Source organism: Trinickia sp. HAY1-2D, from assembly GCF_056754935.1.
Window position 1 is genome coordinate 2,194,072 of the sequence record NZ_JBPGWX010000002.1, and the last position, 19,244, is coordinate 2,213,315.

At 63.3% G+C, this 19,244-nt stretch carries 16 protein-coding genes; 6 read left to right on the plus strand and 10 right to left on the minus strand.

Going from position 1 to position 19,244, the window contains the following annotated elements; translation table 11 throughout:
- Positions 1–50 precede the first annotated feature (50 nt).
- Positions 51–659, minus strand: a complete 609-nt coding sequence (locus ACR9ZC_RS17400; protein ID WP_481581251.1) for a TetR/AcrR family transcriptional regulator — start codon at positions 657–659, stop codon at positions 51–53.
- Between the two features lie 262 nt (positions 660–921).
- On the opposite strand from ACR9ZC_RS17400, the gene ACR9ZC_RS17405 reads away from it, so the two are divergent.
- The 3 genes from ACR9ZC_RS17405 to ACR9ZC_RS17415 are packed head-to-tail and all read left to right on the plus strand — an operon-like array spanning position 922 to position 6,652.
- Positions 922–2,007 carry an efflux RND transporter periplasmic adaptor subunit gene (locus ACR9ZC_RS17405; RefSeq protein WP_481582700.1) on the plus strand — a complete coding sequence of 362 codons (1,086 nt, stop codon included), beginning with the start codon at positions 922–924 and terminating at the stop codon, positions 2,005–2,007.
- Positions 2,008–2,048: 41 nt separating this feature from the next.
- Entirely contained in the window at positions 2,049–5,201 is a 3,153-nt protein-coding gene (locus ACR9ZC_RS17410) for an efflux RND transporter permease subunit (protein WP_481582701.1), read from the plus strand.
- Between the two features lie 2 nt (positions 5,202–5,203).
- Positions 5,204–6,652, plus strand: coding sequence for an efflux transporter outer membrane subunit (locus ACR9ZC_RS17415; RefSeq protein WP_481581252.1), 1,449 nt, complete (start codon positions 5,204–5,206; stop codon positions 6,650–6,652).
- A gap of 31 nt (positions 6,653–6,683) precedes the next feature.
- Here the strand turns inward: ACR9ZC_RS17415 and ACR9ZC_RS17420 are convergent, their stop codons facing one another.
- The 5 genes from ACR9ZC_RS17420 to ACR9ZC_RS17440 form a co-directional block, all read right to left on the minus strand.
- A complete protein-coding gene (locus ACR9ZC_RS17420; RefSeq protein WP_331569920.1) occupies positions 6,684–7,502 on the minus strand; it encodes an ABC transporter permease subunit in 819 nt (272 codons plus the stop codon).
- Positions 7,502–8,431, minus strand: a complete 930-nt coding sequence (locus tag ACR9ZC_RS17425) for an ABC transporter permease subunit (RefSeq protein ID WP_481581253.1) — start codon at positions 8,429–8,431, stop codon at positions 7,502–7,504. The genes ACR9ZC_RS17420 and ACR9ZC_RS17425 overlap by 1 nt, the downstream gene beginning before the upstream one ends.
- Positions 8,428–9,582 (minus strand): ABC transporter ATP-binding protein, encoded by a 1,155-nt coding sequence (locus tag ACR9ZC_RS17430; RefSeq protein WP_331569722.1) that lies wholly within the window; start codon positions 9,580–9,582, stop codon positions 8,428–8,430. The genes ACR9ZC_RS17425 and ACR9ZC_RS17430 overlap by 4 nt, the downstream gene beginning before the upstream one ends.
- A gap of 90 nt (positions 9,583–9,672) precedes the next feature.
- Positions 9,673–10,770, minus strand: coding sequence for a polyamine ABC transporter substrate-binding protein (locus ACR9ZC_RS17435; protein ID WP_481581254.1), 1,098 nt, complete (start codon positions 10,768–10,770; stop codon positions 9,673–9,675).
- 95 nt (positions 10,771–10,865) lie between these two features.
- On the minus strand, positions 10,866–11,045 hold the full coding sequence (locus ACR9ZC_RS17440) for a hypothetical protein (RefSeq protein ID WP_331569726.1): 180 nt from the start codon (positions 11,043–11,045) through the stop codon (positions 10,866–10,868).
- 115 nt (positions 11,046–11,160) lie between these two features.
- Between ACR9ZC_RS17440 and ACR9ZC_RS17445 the strand changes: the two genes are divergently transcribed.
- A complete protein-coding gene (locus tag ACR9ZC_RS17445; RefSeq protein WP_331569728.1) occupies positions 11,161–11,364 on the plus strand; it encodes a DUF1289 domain-containing protein in 204 nt (67 codons plus the stop codon).
- Between the two features lie 71 nt (positions 11,365–11,435).
- On the opposite strand, the gene ACR9ZC_RS17450 is transcribed toward ACR9ZC_RS17445, so the two are convergent.
- From ACR9ZC_RS17450 to ACR9ZC_RS17460, 3 genes are all read right to left on the minus strand, one after another.
- Complete coding sequence (locus tag ACR9ZC_RS17450; protein ID WP_481581255.1) at positions 11,436–12,875, minus strand: aldehyde dehydrogenase family protein; 1,440 nt, start codon at positions 12,873–12,875, stop codon at positions 11,436–11,438.
- Between the two features lie 110 nt (positions 12,876–12,985).
- Positions 12,986–14,578 carry an ABC-F family ATPase gene (locus ACR9ZC_RS17455; protein WP_331569732.1) on the minus strand — a complete coding sequence of 531 codons (1,593 nt, stop codon included), beginning with the start codon at positions 14,576–14,578 and terminating at the stop codon, positions 12,986–12,988.
- A 61-nt stretch (positions 14,579–14,639) separates the two neighbouring features.
- Positions 14,640–16,940 carry an AsmA family protein gene (locus tag ACR9ZC_RS17460; RefSeq protein ID WP_481581256.1) on the minus strand — a complete coding sequence of 767 codons (2,301 nt, stop codon included), beginning with the start codon at positions 16,938–16,940 and terminating at the stop codon, positions 14,640–14,642.
- 210 nt (positions 16,941–17,150) lie between these two features.
- On the opposite strand from ACR9ZC_RS17460, the gene ACR9ZC_RS17465 reads away from it, so the two are divergent.
- Both ACR9ZC_RS17465 and ACR9ZC_RS17470 read left to right on the plus strand, forming a co-directional pair.
- Positions 17,151–17,843 (plus strand): ABC transporter ATP-binding protein, encoded by a 693-nt coding sequence (locus ACR9ZC_RS17465; RefSeq protein WP_481581257.1) that lies wholly within the window; start codon positions 17,151–17,153, stop codon positions 17,841–17,843.
- Complete coding sequence (locus ACR9ZC_RS17470; RefSeq protein WP_481581258.1) at positions 17,840–18,646, plus strand: ABC transporter permease; 807 nt, start codon at positions 17,840–17,842, stop codon at positions 18,644–18,646. Before ACR9ZC_RS17465 ends, ACR9ZC_RS17470 begins: the two co-directional genes overlap by 4 nt.
- A gap of 18 nt (positions 18,647–18,664) precedes the next feature.
- On the opposite strand, the gene ACR9ZC_RS17475 is transcribed toward ACR9ZC_RS17470, so the two are convergent.
- Positions 18,665–19,231 (minus strand): DUF6013 family protein, encoded by a 567-nt coding sequence (locus ACR9ZC_RS17475; RefSeq protein ID WP_481581259.1) that lies wholly within the window; start codon positions 19,229–19,231, stop codon positions 18,665–18,667.
- Positions 19,232–19,244 lie beyond the last annotated feature (13 nt).

A 19,244-nucleotide genomic window follows, 5' to 3' on the forward strand; every position in this document is an offset into this window, starting at 1 on the left:
GACGCGCAAATCTCTGAGAAATATCTCGATATTGCAGACTCGAAGCGCTTTCAGCCAACCAGGACCCGTTGGAAGAAGCCCGCGAGGACCGATTCGGTTATCTCATCGGTGAACTGCTGGGGATCGCACATGCGAAAGAACTGCAGGCCGTCGCAAAGGCTCACGAGCCCGAGCGCCAGCGTTTCGGCCGGCAACGGCAGCTCGCTGCCCACCTGCTCCGAAAAAGCGCGGATGTACGCTGCGATCTGCTCGAGCTTCTCGTTTCTAAACGCGTTGAAACGGGCGCGGAATTTGGCGTCGCGGCCCGCCAGCAGTTTCGCCTCGACCCAGAGCGGAAAGCAACGGTCGTCCCGAATCATCTGGCTGTAGTAGGTCATGACGCGCGTTTCGATCTCCGCTTTCGTGCCGCCGTCTTGCATGATCGCTTGGAAATCGGCATCCATCCGGTCGTGGTCGCGGCGCAGCAGTTCGATCAGCAACTCGGACTTGCCGTCGAAGTTCGAATAGAAGGCGCCACGCGTATAGCCGGCCGCCGACGCGATGTCCTCGACGCTCGTTGCGACATACCCCTTTTTGATAAACATCGTGCGCGCCGAGTCGATCAAGCGCTCGCGCGTCTGGTCCTTGCTCTGCTCGCGGGTCAGGCGTTTTCGTTTCATATCCCACAGTGTAGCACTGCCAGACCGGAAAATCCGCCTTTGCATTCCAATACACACCTGTATTAGAATGCACTCGCAAATTTGAGACAACTTTCCCCCGGTGCGGCTGACCGGCCGCGCTTGCGCGGTTTACGCTGCGGCGCTTTTTCTTCACCTTTCATCTGCTTTCGAGGGCTTCGTGGATCGTTCCGATCATGGCGCGCCGAATGGCGTGCGCGCGTCGTCGCGTCGCGCCGCTTCGTCCCCGCGCCGATATAGCGTTCTGGCATCGGTATGCTGCGCCCTGGCGCTCGCCGGCTGCCATCCGCGGGAAGCCGCCGTGCCTCCGATCAAGCCCGTCGTGGCGATTGCGGTGCATCCGGACGGTCGCGCACCGGTCGCCTCGCTGCCCGGCCAGGTGCAGGCACGGTACAGCACGCCGCTTTCATTCCGCGTCGCGGGCAAGATCGTCGAGCGACGCGTGCGTCTCGGCGATACGGTCAAGCCCGGGCAAGTATTGGCGAGCCTGGATCCGGCGGACGTGCAAAAGAACGTCGCGAACGCGCAAGCGCAGCTCGACGCGGCGCAGCACCGGCTCGTCTATGCGAAACAGCAGCTCGATCGCGATCGCGCCCAGGCGCACGAAAACCTCATCGCGCCCGCGCAGCTCGAACAAACGCAAGACGCTTATGCGGCGGCCGCGGCGCAGCGCGATGCCGCGCAAGCCCAACGTGCGCTGGCTGCCGATCAGCTCCGATATGCCACGCTCACGGCCGATCATGCGGGCGTTATCACGGCTGAAAACGCCGATACGGGCCAAAACGTGTCGGTGGGTCAGGCTGTCTACCAACTGGCGTGGAGCGGCGAGATCGATGTCGTCTGCGATGCGCCCGAACGCTTGCTGCCCTCGCTTGCCGTCGGCCACACGGCGCGGGTGAGTCTGCCGGCTTTGCCGGGCCAGACGTTTGCGGCACGGGTGCGCGAAGTCTCGCCGGCCGCCGATCCGCAAAGCCGCACTTACCGCGTCAAGCTCACGCTGCAGGCGCCGACGCCCGCGCTCAAGCTCGGCATGACCGCGAACGTCGCGTTCGAAACGTCCGGCGATACGTCGGTCGCGCATCCGTTCACCCTGCCCGCCACCGCGCTCTTTCACATCGGCGAGCGGCCGGCCGTGTGGGTCGTGCGCGCGGGCAGCGATACGCTCGAGCTTCGTCCGATACAAGTCGTGCGCTACGACGAACGCACGATCTCCGTCGCCTCGGGACTTCGCGATGGCGAGCGCGTGGTGCTGCAAGGCGTCCACGCCGTCAGCGCGGGCGAACACGTCCGCGCGGTCGCGCCGTTGCATCCCGAGGATTTTGCGTCATGAGCGTCGATCGCCCCAACGATTCCGACGGCCTGCCGCAATCGATGCCGGCCCCGTCCCCGCAGGAAGACCGTTTCAATCTGTCCGCATGGGCGCTTCGCCATCAGGCGCTCGTGATCTTCCTCATCACGCTCGCGACGCTGGCAGGCATCCTCGCCTACACGCGGCTCGCACAATCCGAAGATCCGCCGTTCACGTTCCGCGTGATGGTGATTCGTACGCTCTGGCCCGGCGCGACGGCTCGGCAGGTGCAAGAGCAGATCACAGACCGTATCGGTCGCAAGCTGCAGGAAGAGCCGCACGTCGACTTCCAGCGCAGTTACTCTCGCCCCGGCGAGTCGATGATTTTTTTCACGATGAAGGACTCCGCTCCGGTCAAGGACGTGCCGGAAACGTGGTATCAGATTCGCAAGAAGGTGGGCGACATTGCCGCCACGCTACCTCCGGGGACCGTCGGCCCGTTCTTCAATGACGAGTTCGGCGATGTTTACACGAACGTCTATACGCTCCAAGGCGACGGCTTCACGCCGGCCCAGTTGCATGACTACGCCGATCAATTGCGCACGGTCCTGCTGCGCGTGCCCGGCGTGGCGAAAGTCGACTATTTCGGGGACCCGGATCAGCACGTCTTCATCGAGATATCGAACGCACAGCTCACGCGTTTGAACATCTCGCCACAACAGCTGGCCGAGGCCATCAACGCACAAAACGCCGTGTCGCCGGCCGGCACCGTCACGACGGGTGTCGACCGCGTGTTCGTCCGTCCGAGCGGACAATTCCGCGATGTCGAGGCGCTCGCCAATACGCTCATCACGATCAACCAGCGCATGTTCCGCCTCGGCGATATCGCCAAGATCACGCGCGGTTACGACGACCCGCCCGTGACGCAGATGCGCGGCAACCACCAGGCGGTACTCGGCATCGGCATCACGATGCAGCCGGGCGGCGACGTGATTCGCCTCGGAAAAGCGCTCGATGCCAAGCGCGACGAGTTGCGCATGCATCTGCCGGCCGGGCTCGAGCTCACCGAGGTATCGAGCATGCCGCATGCAGTATCGCATTCGGTGAACGACTTTCTGGAAGCGGTCGGCGAAGCCGTCGCGATCGTGTTGATCGTGAGCCTGATCTCGCTGGGTCTGCGAACCGGGATGGTGGTCGCCATTTCGATTCCGATCGTGCTGGCCGTCACGGCGCTGTTCATGTCCCTCTTCGATATCGGCCTGCACAAGGTTTCGCTCGGCACGCTCGTGCTGGCACTCGGGCTGCTCGTCGACGATGCGATCATCGCCGTCGAGATGATGGCCGTGAAGCTCGAACAGGGCTGGAATCGGACGCGCTCCGCGGCGTACGCGTATACGAGCACTGCATTTCCGATGTTGACGGGTACCCTCGTCACCGTTTCGGGCTTCTTGCCGATCGCGCTCGCCAAATCGAGTACCGGCGAATATACCCGCTCGATCTTCGAAGTCTCGGCGATCGCGCTGATCGCATCGTGGTTCGCCGCCGTGGTGCTGATTCCGCTGCTCGGCTATCACCTGCTGACCGAGCGCAAGCGCAACCCGCATGGCACGGACGCGGGCGGCGACGGCGCCGCGGCGGACGACGCGCATCACGTGGATATCTACGACACGCGCTTTTATCGCCGGTTGTCCGTCTGGGTCGCGTGGTGCGTCGAGCGGCGCGCCATCGTGCTGAGCATCACCGTCTTGCTCTTCGTCATCGCGCTGGCCGGGTTCTCGCTCGTGCCGCAGCAATTCTTTCCGAGTTCGGATCGCCCCGAGCTGCTCGTCGATATGCGGCTGCCGGAAGGCGCGTCGTTCGAGGCGACGTTGCGCGAGGCCAAGCGCCTCGAGAAGACGCTCGATGGGCGCCCTGAAATCGACCACTTGGTGGACTTCGTCGGCACGGGTGCCCCGCGCTTTTATCTCCCGCTCGATCAACAACTGCAGCAGCCGAACTTCGCGCAATTCGTGGTGACTGCCAAATCCGTCGAGGACCGCGAGAAGCTCGCCCGCTGGCTCGATACGCAGCTCGAAAACCAATTCCCCGGCGTGCGCACGCGCTTGTCGCGGCTCGAGAACGGGCCGCCCGTGGGCTTTCCGATCCAGTTCCGCGTGAGCGGCGATGACATCGCGACGGTGCGCTCCATTGCCGAGAAGGTCGCCTCCATGGTCCGTGCCGACACGCGCACGCGCAATGTTCAATTCGATTGGGACGAGCCCGCGGAACGGTCTCTGTCGTTCGAGATCGACCAGATGAAAGCGCATGAACTCGGCGTGACGTCGCAAGACGTATCGAATTTTCTTGCGATGACGCTCTCGGGCTATACCGTCACGCAGTATCGCGAGCGCGACAAGCTGATCGGTGTCGAGCTGCGCGCACCCAAGAGCGAACGCGTCGACCCCGCAAGGCTGACGAGCCTCGCGATGCCGACTCCGAACGGACCGGTGCCGCTCGCGTCGCTCGGCCATATGCGCGCGACGCTCGAATACGGCGTCATCTGGGAGCGCGACCGTCAGCCGACCATCACTGTCCAAGCCGACGTGCGCGGCAACGCGCAGGGCATCGACGTCACGAACACCATCGATCGCGCGCTGCGTGCCGAACGGGCCCGGTTGCCGCTCGGCTACCGGATCGAGGTCGGTGGATCGGTGGAGGAAAGCGCGAAGGGCCAGTCGTCGATCAACGCGCAAATGCCGCTGATGGCGATCGCCGTATTGACGCTGCTGATGATTCAGCTGCAGAGCTTCGCGCGCGTCCTGATGGTCGTGCTGACCGCGCCGTTGGGACTGATCGGTGTCGTCGCGACACTGCTGCTGTTCGGCAAGCCGTTCGGTTTCGTGGCCACGCTCGGGGTCATTGCGATGTTCGGCATCATCATGCGCAACTCGGTCATCCTCGTCGACCAGATCGAGCAGGATATCGCGGCCGGGCATCGGCGCGTCGATGCCATTATCGGCGCCACCGTCCGCCGCTTCCGCCCGATCACGCTGACCGCGGCGGCCGCGGTGCTCGCGCTGATTCCGCTGCTGCGCTCGAATTTTTTCGGGCCAATGGCCACCGCCTTGATGGGCGGCATCACGAGCGCGACGATCCTGACACTTTTCTATTTGCCGGCGCTTTACGCGGCGTGGTTCAGGGTGCGGCGCGACGAGCGCGATCCTCTGCCGTCCGGTACTGAGCATACGGGGAACTGACGATGAATTCCGCCTCGAGTCGCGTTGTTCTCACCGCGGCCATCGCATCCGCACTGGCCGGCTGTTCGTTCGGTCCGAACGGCGCACCGCCCGCGATGCCATCGCCCGCCCAATATGGCGCGGCACCGCAACCGCCGCGCACGGCGACGGCTGGCGGTGTTGCCCAGCAGTTCGAGATGGGCGCTGAACCGGTGCCCCAATGGTGGCGGCTTTATCGCTCGGATGCGCTCGACGCGCTCGTCGATGAGGGTCTGCGCAACAGTCAGACGCTTGCCGCAGCCGAAAAATCGCTCGCCGCCGCGCACGAGCAACTGCGCGCACAGATCGGTTCGTCATTGCTGCCGCACGTTGACGCCGGCGCACAGGCAACACGCGAACGGGCGCTCGGCATTCCCACCGCCGGACCGAATACCGTCCTCTACAACGTGTTCGTGGGGCAGGTGGAAGCGAGCTATACGTTCGATCTTTTCGGCGCCGTGCGCTACGCAAATGCGGAATTGCGTGCGCGGGTGAACCAGCAGGCGTTTCAGCTCGATGCGGCACGGCGTGCGCTTGCGGCCAATATCGTCGGCTCCGTCATCAACGTCGCCGCGCTCGACCGTCAAATCGCCGTGACGGAGCGGCTCGTGGCACTCGCCAACGACACGGCGCGCGAGGATGAACGCCGCTATGCGCTGGGCGCCGTCTCGCATGCCCAGGCGCTGACGTCGAAGCAAAGCGCCGCGTCGCTCGCGGCCAATTTGCCCGGGTTGCGCCAACAGCGCGCCGCGGCCGCGCATGCCCTCGCCGTGCTGTTGGGCCGCACGCCCGACGCCGCGCCCCCCGTGCCGGCGCTGGAGAGCTTCGCGTTGCCCGAGCGCGTACCCGTGGTGCTGCCGTCCGAGCTGTTGCGCTCGCGTCCCGACATCCGCGCCGCCGACGCCACACTCAAGGCGGCCGCGGCGGATGTCGGAGTGGCAACGGCGCAACTGTTCCCCAGCGTTTCGCTCTCGGCAAGCATGGGGCAAAGCGGCTTCTCGTGGGCCAAAGCGCTGTCGGGCGCCGGCGCCGTGTGGAGCATCGGCGCCGGGCTTTCTCAGCCGCTTTTTCACGGCGGGGCACTGCGCGCGCAGCGCCGAGCCGCGATCGACAACTACGACGCAGCCGTGCTGCAGTACAAAGCGACCGTGCTCTCGGCTTTCCAGAACGTAGCCGACACGCTCGCGGCACTCGAGCATGATGCTGAAACGCTCGCATCGGCGGACACGGCTGCCGGGGCCTCGCGCACCGGCTTCGAGGAGACTGCCGCGCGGCACCGACTCGGGGCGTTACCGCCCTCGGCCGAACGTGCGAGCGAACAGCAATATCTGAACGCGGAGCTCGATGCGATTCGCGCGACCAGCCGGCGCCTGACCGATACCGCAAGCCTCTTCCAGGCAATGGGCGAAGTGCCGGCGGACGAGCGCTCCTGACACGCGAACCGGGCAATCCGGCGCACACCGATCAGGCGACGCCTTCGAGGCGCCGCCTCTCGGCCCTCGACATGAAGTAGTTGATGACGATCACGCCGATCGTGACGACGGCGATGAAAAGCGTTGCGAGCGCGTTCATTTCGGGATTGAGCCCGAGCCGGACCCGCGAGAAAACGACGAGGGGCAGCGTCGTCGATCCGGGCCCCGAAAGAAATGCCGACAGCACGAGATCGTCGATCGAGAGCGTGAACGACAGCAGCCAGCCGGCCATGAGCGCCTGCGAGATGAGCGGCAGCGTGATCGTGAAAAACACCTTCAACGGCGTCGCGCCGAGGTCGAGCGCCGCCTCTTCGAGCGAGGGGTTCAGATCGCGTACGCGCGACTGCACGATGATGGCGACATAGGACATGCAGAGCATGACATGGCCGATCCAGATCGTGACGAGACCGCGCCCTTCGGGCCAACCGAGCCACTTGCCCATTTCGATGAACAGCAACAGCAGCGAAATGCCCTGAATGACCTCGGGGATGACGAGCGGCGCATTGATCATCCCGGTAAAGAGCGTGAAGCCGCGAAAGCGGCCCATGCGCGCCAGTACGAAGCCCGCCCAGGTACCGATGAAAACCGAAGCGAATGCCGTCAGCAACGCAATGCGCAGCGAAAGCCAGAATGACGCGATCAGTTCGTCATCCTGTACGAGCGCGGCGTACCAGCGCGTCGAAAAACGCGTCCAGACGGTGACGAGCTGAGACTCGTTGAACGAATAGACGACGAGGCTCAGGATCGGAATGTAAAGAAACGCGAAGCCGATGCCGAGCGCGATCAGCTGCAACGTGCGATTCGGTTTGATCATCGGTGCGCTTCGAGTTGTTTGGCCTGATAGTGCTGGAACATCGCCATCGGAACGAGAAGCAGCAGCACCATCGCGCAGGTCACCGCCGATGCCATGGGCCAGTCGGCGTTATTGAAGAATTCGTTCCACATGACGCGGCCGATCATCAACGTATTCGCGCCGCCGAGGAGCTCGGGGATCACGTACTCGCCCACCGCGGGGATGAACACGAGCAGGCATCCGGCGATGATGCCGTTCTTCGATAGCGGCAGCGTGATCTGGACGAACGCTCTCCATGGCTTCGCGCCAAGGTCGTATGCCGCCTCCAGCAGCGTCAGATCCATCTTCACGAGATGCGCATAGAGCGGCATCACGAGAAACGGCAGATACGAATAGACCATGCCGATATAGACGGCGACGTTCGTCCGATAAAGCTCGATCGGCGTGTGGATGAGGCCGATCGTCATCAAAAAGTTGTTGAGCAGCCCGTTGTTCTTGAGAATGCCGACCCACGCGTAGACGCGAATCAGGAACGACGTCCAGAACGGCAGCATGACGGCCATCATCAGCAGATTGCGTGCCCCGGGGGCGGAGCGGGCGATGTAATACGCCATCGGGTAGCCGAGCAGCAGGCACAACAGCGTTGTGACCGCGGCTACGACCACCGAGTTGACGTAGGTCGCGAAATAAAGGCTGTCGCTGAACAGAAACGCGTAATGCGCGATGTTCAACGATATCTGGATGACACCTTCCTTGAACGCCACGAGCTCGGAGTAAGGCGGAATACCGAGCTGCAGCTCCGCGAAGCTGATCTTGACGACGAGCAGAAACGGCACGAAGAAAAAAAGCAGCAGCCAGATGAACGGCCCGGCGACGACCGCCGTACTGCCGGTGAGCCGCAAGCGCCGCGCCGGCCATGCGGCCAACGAAGTCAGAGCGTTTTTCATGCTGTCAGCACCACCCCGGCCGAAGCGCTCCAGCGCACGTAGATCTCGTCGCCCCAGGTGGGCGTATCGATCTCCGAAAGCGCGAGGCTCGTGACGTTCGCGATGACCGTCTTGCCCGAATCGAGCTTCACATGATAGAGCGAGTAGCCGCCGAGATAAGCAATGTTCGACACCACGCCGCGCCCCCAGTTGTAGGCGCCCTCGGGCGGTTTGCGCGTGAGCGCGACACGTTCGGGACGCACCGAAATGGTGACCGGCATGCCGAGCGGACCTGTAATGCCGTGGTTGACGTACATCCGGCACGGCAGTTCGGAGGTCTCGACGAATATGTGATCGGGCTCGTCCTCGACGACGTGCCCGTCGAAAAGATTCGTCGACCCGATGAATTCCGCGGAAAAGCGCGTATTGGGATACTCGTAGACCTCGTTGGGCGTACCCAGTTGCACGATCCTTCCCTCGCTCATGACGGCGAGCCGGCCAGCCATCGTCATCGCTTCCTCCTGATCGTGCGTGACCATGATGCAGGTCACCCCAACGCGCTCGAGGATATTGACGAGCTCGATTTGCGTGCGCTGGCGAATCTGCTTGTCGAGCGCCGACATCGGCTCATCCAGCAACAGCAGCTTCGGCCGTTTCACGAGCGAGCGCGCGAGCGCCACGCGCTGTTGCTGGCCGCCCGACAGCTGATGCGGCTTGCGCTTGGCGAAACGGCCCATTTGAACGAGATCGAGCGCCGCTTGCACCCGCTCCTTCAATTCGGCCTTCGGCACGCCCTCCTGCTTGAGACCGAATGCGACGTTCGATTCGACCGTCATATGCGGAAAAAGCGCATACGACTGGAACATCATGTTGACCGGGCGCCGGTACGGCGGCATCAGCGCCAGATCTTCGCCGTCGATCAAGATCTTTCCCGACGTGACGGTCTCGAGCCCGGCCAGCATTCTCAGCAGCGTCGACTTGCCACACCCCGAACTGCCGAGTAGCGCAAAGAGTTCGCCCTTCGCGACCGACAAGCTGACGTTGCGCACGGCAACGGTCTCGCCGAAGTTCTTGACGACATCCACGATCTGGACGAAGTCCTCGGCCGAGGCCGTTACTGACGATGGGGCCCGCGCGCCGCTTGGGGCCTGCGAGCTCGGCTGATCGCTCATGGTCTTCCGCTTGATTCGAATCGTTTGACGTACAAAGCCCCCGGCTCCGGTCCGGGGGCTTTCGAGATTACATGCCGGCTAAATGTTCTCTTAACGGCCCGACTTGAACTCCGTCCAGAGCCGCGTTTGCAGACGCTGGATATCGGCGGGCAACGGTTTCAAGAGGAACAGTGTCTTGACCACATCGGCGGGCGGATAAACCGCCGGATCGTCGGCGATGTTTTTGTCCACGTACTTGCGCGCTTCTGCATTGGCGCTCGGGTAATACACCGCGTTCGTAATCGCGGCATGCACCTTCGGATCTTCGATGTAATTGATCCACTCGAGCGCCGCTCCCTTGTGTTTCGCGTCTTTCGGAATCGCCATCACGTCGAACCAGATCGGTGCCCCGCCCTTCGGAATGTAGTACTCGATCTTGTAAGGCTTCTTCGCCTCCTGCGCGCGATGCTTGGCGATCACGACGTCACCGGACCAGCCGTAGGCGAAGCAGATATCGCCGCCGACCATATCGTTGATATAGCCCGACGAGTTGAACTGCGTGATGTACGGGCGGATCTTCTTGAGCATGGTCATCGCCGCCTGGTAGTCAGCCGGGTTCGTGCTCATCGGATCCTTGCCGATATAGTGGAGCGCAGCCGCGAAGACCTGATCCGGCGCATCGAGCACCGACACGCCGCACGCCTTGAGTTTGGAAATGTTCTCGGGCTTGAAGAGGACGTCCCAGTTATCGAGCGGGACTTTGCCGAGAATCTTGGTTGCCTTGTCGACGTTGTAGCCAAGGCCCGTCGTGCCATAGGCCCAGGGCACCACATACTTGTTGCCCGGATCGGCGCCGGCCACGAGCGCCATCAGTTGCGGGTCGAGATACTTGAGGTTCGGCAGTTTCGATTTGTCGAGCGGGGCGAAGATGCCGGCCGCGATCTGTTTGCCGGCGTAGTTGCTCGTCGGCACGACGATGTCGTAGCCCGAGTTGCCCGTGAGCAGCTTGGCTTGCAGCGTGTCGTCGCTATCGTAGTTGTCGTATTTGACCTTGATGCCGGTTTGTTTCTCGAAGTTCGGGATCGTGTCCTTGGCGATGTAGTCGGACCAGTTATAGACATTCAGTTGCGTGTCTTTTGCGAGCGACGCAGTCCACGGTGCCGCGCACAGCGCGAGCACGGCCAGTCCACCCAGAACCCGTTTTTTCATTCCACTCTCCGGTCCATCCGGCCAGCGCCGGTGCCAACCCGTTCCGATATCGCGGCGCGATACGCGCCGCGCGCTGAAAAACCCGAAACCTATCATCAATCGCCAGGCAAGACCAAAAAAAAACCGCGGCATTCGGCCCGGCTGTCGCGCAAAGGGTACAGCGGCTGGACGCGCCGCTGCGCATGAATGGACGGGCGTCGGCGACTGATGAAAACGGGCGCAATTTTATCCCGTTGCACGGCGGTGTCCAGCGGAAAAAATACCGGATCGGCCATTCGGCCGGTCTTGTCCGCGACCTCCGATACCCATTCGGGAGACAGCGCGAACGGAAAAGCGTGCCGCGCGTATGGGCTACCATAGCGCCTGATCTGTCTATTACCAAGGTTTCAAATGGCCTCCAATCTCCATGATGTCCCGGACAGCCCGTGCATCGGCGTGTGTTCTACGCTTTTCGACGACATCTGCAAGGGCTGCGGACGCACGGCAACCGAGGTCTCGAACTGGGTTTTCATGAGCAACGAGGAAAAGCGTGCCGTCTGGGTGCGCATCGAGAAGGAAGGCACCGCCATGCGCTTTCAGTACGACAAGCTATAGGCTCGCCCGGCTCGGCCCGAGCGAGCCGTGCACGAACTGCGCGCCGAGCGGATGCCGACTGGTCAGCCCAGTCAGCCGGCCGGCTTCGGCTGCTTGAATTGCAGCGACTTGTATTCGAGGTACTCTTCGAGGCCGAACGTACCGTTTTCCCGACCGTAGCCCGACTGTTTGAAGCCCCCGAAAGGCGCTTGCATATTCCAGTCGCCGCCATTGATGTCGATCTGCCCCGTCCGAATGCGCCGCGCAACACGATGCGCCCGCTCGTCGTCGCCCGCCCAGACCGCGCCGGCAAGGCCGTAGGGCGAATCGTTGGCGATCCGAACGGCCTCTTCCTCGTCCTTGTAAGTCAGGATCGAGAGTACGGGGCCGAAGATTTCCTCCTGCGCGATGGTCGCCTTCGGATGGACGCGGCCGAAGACGGTCGGCTTGACGAAAAAGCCTTTCGACAACCCTTCGGGCATGCCGGGGCCACCCGTCACCAGTTCCGCGCCCTCTTCCATGCCACGCTCGATATAGGCGCGCACACGGGCCTGTTGCGCAGCTGAAGCCAGCGCGCCCAGGCGCGTCGTTTCGCTACGGGGGTCGCCCGGCACATAGGCTTCGGCCGCCCGCTTCGCGAGTTCACGTACCTCCTCGTAGCGCGACTCGGGCACGAGCATGCGCGTATGCGCGGAGCAGGTCTGGCCGGCATTCAGGAAGCTGTCGGAAACGGTAGTCTTGACGGCTGTGGAAAAGTCCGCATCGTCGAGAATCAGCGAAGCCGATTTCCCGCCGAGTTCGAGCGCGACGCGTTTCACGGTTGCCGCGGCGAGTTCGGCTACGCGCTTACCCGCGCGCGTGGACCCCGTAAACGAGACCATGTCCACGAAGGGATGGCTTGCGATGATCTCGCCGACGACCGCCCCGTAGCCGCTCACGAGATTGAACACGCCCGCCGGCAATCCTGCATCGTGAATGACTTCGGCCAGCACGAATGCGTTGAGGGGCGCGATTTCGGAGGGTTTCAGGACAACGGTGCAGCCTGCGGCAAGCGCCGCAGCCACTTTGAGCGTGATCTGGTTGAGCGGATAGTTCCAGGGGGTGATGGCAGCGACCACGCCGACCGGCTCGCGCACCACGAGCGAGTTGCCCACGCGTTCTTCGAATGCGAATTCTCGAGCCAGTTTCGCGTACGCGTTCCAGTGATAGACGGGCGAGCCAACCTGGATCGCGCGCACGAGCTTGATGGGCATGCCGACCTCGCCGCAGATCAGCTGCGTGAGCTCCTCGGTGCGGGCTTTGAGCCCATCGGCAATCTTTTGCAGATACTCGGCCCGCGTGACGGCGGGCGTGGCGGCCCATGATTCGAACGCGAGCTTCGCAGCCTCGACGGCCGCCTCGGCATCGGCCGCCGCGCCTTCGGGAATGCGGCCCATGACCGCTTCGGTGCCTGAATCGATTACGTCGATCGTGCCGCTTGACGACGGCTTCAGCCACTTGCCGCCGATATACAGGTGCTCGTACGTTTTCATGTCGAATTCCGTCTCGCAAGGCGATCAGAGCATTTTACGCGCGGCGGCGTCGCGACGACGTCCGTACGCCATTCGAGCGAGAGGCACTCACGAAAGGCGTACGCGAACGGTTACTCGACTCCCTGGCTGGCCAGGAAGTCCTCGTAATTGCCGCCGAAGTCATACAGCGTGCCATCGGTTCGCACCTCGATGATGCGGTTCGCAAGGCCGCTCACGAACTCCCGATCGTGTGAAACGAAGATCAGCGTGCCGTCGAATTTATCGAGTGCGACCTGCAACGATTCGATCGATTCCATATCCATATGGTTCGTCGGCTCGTCCATCAGCAGCACGTTGTGCCGGCCCAGCATCAGCTTGCCCCAGATCATGCGCCCCTTTTCACCGCCCGACAGCACCTTTACCGACTTCCTGATGTCATCCGCATTGAAAAGCAACCGCCCGAGCGTGCCGCGCACCATTTGATCGTCGTCGCCCTCCTTACGGTAGGCATCGATCCACTCGGTCAGCGTCACGTCGTCCGGAAATTCCTCGTACGTATCCTGAGGCATATAACCGATATTGGCGTTTTCGGCCCATTTGACGCGACCGCCGTCGAGCGCCAGGTTGCCATGTAGTGCGCGCAGCAACGTCGTTTTGCCGGCGCCGTTCTCGCCGATGATCGCGATACGTTCAGCGGGCTGTACGCTGATGCTGAAGTTCTCGAAAATCGTCCGGTCGTAGCGCTTTGTGATGCCTTCGGCCACCACCGCGATGTTGTGCAGCTTCTTTTCGTACTCGAAGCGGATAAACGGGTTCTGCCGTGACGACGGTTTGAATTCCTCGATCTTGATCTTGTCGATCTGCTTGAGGCGGCTCGTGGCTTGTCTAGCTTTCGACTTGTTGGCCGAAAAGCGCCGCACGAAGTCCTGCAGATCGGCAATGCGCTCCTTCGCCTTGGCATTCGCGGCCGCTTGCCGCTCGCGGGCTTGCGCCGACGCCAGCATGTAGTCGTCGTAATTGCCGGGATAAACCTTCAGCGTGCCGTAATCCATGTCCGCCATATGGGTGCAGACCTGGTTCAGGAAATGCCGATCGTGCGAAATGATGATCATCGTCGAGTTGTACTCGTTGAGCACATTCTCGAGCCAGCGGATCGAATTGATGTCGAGGTTGTTGGTCGGCTCGTCGAGCAGCAGTACGTCCGGATTCGAAAACAACGCCTGCGCCAGCAGCACGCGCAGTTTCCAGCCCGGCGCGATGTTGCTCATCGGTCCGTTGTGATCGTCGATATGAATGCCGATGCCGAGCAGCAGCTCGCCGGCCCGCGCTTCGGCGGTGTAGCCGCCATATTCGGCGAACTTCGCCTCGAGCTCCGCCGCGTGCATGTAGTCGTCGTCCGTCGCCTCCGGGTTGGCGTAGATCGCATCGCGTTCGGTCATCGCGGCCCACATTTCGGTATGGCCCATCATGACGACATCGAGAACGCGCATTTCCTCATACGCGAACTGATCCTGGCGCAGCTTGCCCAGCCGCACGTTCGGCTCGAGCATGACGGTGCCCGAGCTCGGCTCGAGATCGCTGCCCAATATCTTCATGAACGTCGATTTCCCGCAGCCGTTCGCGCCAATGAGGCCGTACCGGTTGCCTTCGCCGAACTTGACGGAGATGTTCTCGAAGAGCGGCTTCGGCCCGAATTGCATGGTGATATTGGCGGTAGACAGCACGGCGAGGCCCTCAGAGTGGTGTTCGACGAAAAACTCGTAATTTTAACAAGTTTCGGCGACATCACCCACCGTGCTGCGCTTGCGCTTCCGGTTGAACCGCCGCGCCGCCGGGTGCGCTGGCCGCACGTGGCGCCGGGCTGGCCGTTTTCGCGCCGGGCGGCGGCGCGCTCGGGGCCTCCCGCATGTTCGCCATCAGCGCGGCACACGGCACGTCCTTGTTGTGGCTCGGCGCGATGAGCGGGATCAGCGCGGCGAACGGATTGATGAGCCCCAGCCCCACTGCGGCGCCTGCGCGCAAGATCAGCGCCCCCTTGCTCACGCCGACGTCGGGATGTTTGAACGTACCCTTCACGTAGAGCGGCGAACGCAGCGAAACCACCCGCAACCCCTTCGTATGCGGATGAATCGTGAGATCCATCGTTTCGTTGCGCAAATCGATGTGACCGTTCATGGAGATCAACGCGTCGTCCGTGTCGATGGCGAAAGTCTTCGATTCGAGCACGCCGTTGGTTGCCGTGAAATCCGCCGCGCCGCAGCGGATATTGACGTTACGGTGTCCGAAAAGCTTTTCATAGACGATATTGGCGACGTTGAGTCCCGCCTCTTCCATCAGCAACTGGCTCACGGTCCCATCCGTGACGAGCACTTTCGTTTCCCCGTCGATCGTCGCAGCCAGCGCCGCCGGCGAATTGCCGGTGGCCGACAGCGCCGCATCGCCATTCACCTCGCCCAAGGCCGACTCCATGCTCTTTTGCTTCGGGAACAACTGCTTGAGCTTCAAATGGCGCGCCGACAGCGACATGCGGGCCTTCAGCGGGACCGCACTGCCATCCAGATGCAGCTCCGACGCCAGCGTGCCGCCGGCCACGCCGAAACGCAGCGGAGCGAATGTCAGCGCGCCGCCTTTCAGCAGCACGTGCGTATAGAGATCGGTCACGGGAAGATCGGGATTCCTGATGATGCGTTTGCCCGTGAACGTCACGTTGGCATCGATCGCATGCCACCGGTCGGTCTTGAACGACTCGACCGGCAAAGCCCGATCGGCCGGCTGTTTCACGGCCGCCCCGCGGCGCGCCTTGCTGGCGTTCGTATCTGCGCCCACGACGGGCGCGAGGTCCGCGAAACGCAGCAGACGCGACTCCACGTTGCCCGTCAACAGCGGCCGCGAGTCGCGCCCGCTATAGCTCAGCGTTCCTTCCAGATCGCTCTCGCCGACGCGTCCGGTGAAGCCGCTATAGGTCAGCACCGTGTCGCCGGTCCTGATGTGCCCCGCGAGCCGCCCATCCGTCGCGTAAGGCGGCGTGTCCGGTAGCGTCACGCCGAGGATCGGGTAAAGGTGCGACAAACTCGCGCCTTGCAACCACAGCCGCACATCGAGCGCAGCCAGATGCAGCGGATCGGTCAGCGTTCCGACGAGCGCGAGCCGCGTGTCGCCCACCTTGACATCGACTTGCAAGGGGAAAGGTCGATGCGCGTCGCGCAGCGACAGCACGCTGCCCAGCTTGCCGCTGCCCTCGACCGCGGTCGTCCGATAGTGCCCCTTTGCCGTAAATCCCAGCGCGTAAAGATCGCGCGGATTGGGAGCGGGCTTCGACACTTCCTGCGCCTCGCTCGTCGGCACCGCGGAGGCTGCCGACGCCGCCGCGGCCGACGCTTCGGACGCAACCGCGGGACCCTTCTTTTGCGCCGCCAGCTTGCGAGCGCCTCCCTGCCCAACGGTGTGCGCTGCGCTTTCGCGCGAGGCCGCCTCTTGCTGCTTGAGCACATCGCCTATCGCGAGCGGTTTGCCCAGCGTATCCACACCGATTGCGAGATCGATTTTCTTGAGCGCGTCATTCAGCGCGATCTGGCCTTTCGAGAAGCCGAGATTGGCAAGGCGTACCGTCCAGCGCGTCGGATTCTTCGATTTGGGCAGCGTGAACGTCCAGTTCTCGCGCCCGTCGGCCAGGCGCTCGAGGTCGATCGAGGGGCTCACGAGATCGATCGACGGCACCGAGATCGTATGAGCGAGAAGCGGCAGCATCTCGACCGTGAAGGAAATCTCGTCGGCCGTTGCGAACTGCGGCGCGTGTGTCCAGTCGGGATTGCCGATGCTCACGCGATGGGCCGAAAATCGCGGCCACGGCACCCACGCGCGCCATCCGTGCTCGCTGGCAGGCCGATGCCAGGAGACGCGCAGATCGCCGTTGATCGCGAACGGGCGGCCGATGGCTTGCGAAACCTTATCGTCCACCCACGGCCGCGCGCGGTTCCAGTCGAATGTGACGAGCGCCACCGCAAGCACGGCGATAAGCACGACGATAACGGCAAGTGTCCAGGCAAGCACCTTGCCGGCAGTACGCGGAACGGATCGAATCGGCATAAGGACTCCGGCGTACGCGAACGGCGACGAACTCGGCAGCCGCCCGATGCGCGACCATCATGACCCGAAATTCAGCAAGGAGTGTGCCGCGCGAAAACGGCGGCCGCGCTGGCCGATCCGATCGTCTATCATGTCGCAGCAGCATGGCGGTCAGGCGGCACCGGCGCCGGTCCGCATCGCATTTCATCCCCACTTGACGAATTTTCTCCGATGTCCGCCCTTCCCCTCGTGCAGACGTTCGGCATCGTTCGCCGCGATGCGCGCACCGCGGAGACATTGCTGTTTTCGACCGACTTCGCATTGGCGGCCGGCGAGCGCATCGCGGTAACCGGTCCATCTGGAGCCGGGAAAAGCGTCTTGCTGCGCGCACTGGCGCTGCTCGATCCGCTCGAGGCCGGGCGCATCTGCTGGCATGGCCGCGATGTCGACCGAAAAACCATCCCGCGCTATCGCTCGAGCATCGCCTATGTGAAGCAACGGCCCGCCCTGGTCGACGGCACCGTCGAAGACAACCTGCGCTACCCGTACCTGCTCGGCGTGTACCGCGATCGGCGATTCGATCGCGCGCGAGCCGCATACCTCGCCAAGCGCGCGGGTCGCACGGTCGGTTTTCTCGATAAACGCGCGAGCGAACTCTCCGGCGGCGAAGCCCAGCTCACGGCATTGATCCGTGTCCTGCAGCTCGATCCCGAGGTCCTGCTCCTCGACGAACCGACCGCCTCGCTCGATCCCCAAACGACACAGGCCGTCGAGGCGCTCGTCGACGACTGGTTTTGGGCCGGCGAACACGCGCGTGCGTCGATGTGGGTCTCGCACGACCCGGCGCAGGCAGGCCGCGTCGGCACGAGCCGGCTCACGATGCAGGCGGGGCGCTTGAACGCCTGTGAGGAGATCCATCGATGAACGCCCCGCTTCAAGCGTTGAGCCTCGCCGATGTGGCCATCGCGACGCTGCTCATCGTCGTCAACGGCGCGGTGTCCGCCGCGCTCTCGCTCGGCTTGGGTCGCAAGCTCGCGCTCGCGGCCATACGGACCGTCGTGCAGTTGCTCGCGATCGGTTACGTGCTCGGCTGGGTCTTCCGATTCGACCACTGGTACGTGGTCTTGCCGCTCATGGCATTGATGACGCTCGTCGCCGGGTTCGCGGGGGCATCCCGCGGCACGCACAGCTATCGCGGCCAGCGCGTGGACAGCGTCGTATCGATCTGGCTCAGCGCCTGGCTCGTCGCGGCAATCGGTCTTTTCGCCGTGATCCGCATTCATCCCTGGTATGCACCGCAGTATGCGATTCCGATCCTCGGCATGATTCTCGGCAATACGCTGACCGGTGTATCGCTCGCGATCGAGCGCATGACGGAGGCATTGACCGCGCGGCGCGATCGCGTGGAAATGGCGCTGGCGCTCGGCGCGACGCGCTGGGAGGCTGCGCGGGCGCCGGCCCGCGAGGCCGTGCGCGCAGGCATGATCCCAACGCTGAACCAGATGAGCGTAGTCGGCGTCGTGAGCCTGCCCGGCATGATGACCGGACAAGTGCTCGCGGGGCAACCTCCGCTGCAGGCAGTCCGGTATCAAATCGTCATCATGTTTCTGATTGCAGCCGCATCCGCGCTCGGCACCCTGGGCGCGGTCCTGCTGACGTACAGGCGTCTTTTCTCCCCCGAGCACCGGTTTCTTGCCGCACGTCTGAGCGAGCGAGAGACGGCCTGATGCGGCCTATGCGGGCCGTCAGCGTTGCGCCGAGACGGTCACCTTGGAGCCGTCGCTCAGGCCAATCATCTTCGCGCTGCCGTTGGTCGGCATCGTGAAGCGCACGATCTGACTGAGGGTCGCGAGTTGCGGACACTGCAACGTCTTACCCCCCGCCTTCATCGCAGCCTTGCCTTTGGGCGCCGTGCCCTGCACGCTCATCTGCATGGTGGCCGTACCGTCAGCCGCCACGACCGGCGCGAGCCGGATGCTGAGCGAGCGCATCGCCGCGCCGTTGGGATCGAGCGTCATCTCGGAACGATTCGGACAATTCTCCGGGACTGCAACGGCGCCGCCGGGCGGTGCCGTCTTCCAGTTGTAGTCGTCGGTCTGCCCCGAGCTGATCGTGCGCGTTTCCTGAACGTTGCCGAAGACCTTCGACGCAACCTTGACCGTGTATTTGATCGGCCCGTCGGCGGGTGCCTTCGACGTCACCGTGATGGGCGGCGCGGCGTATGCGGCGACACTCGAGAGAGCCGCGGCGCATACGGCGACGCGAGCCCAAGCGGCAGACGATTCAATAAACGAGCTGCGGTGAACACTCATGCTGGCACCTCCT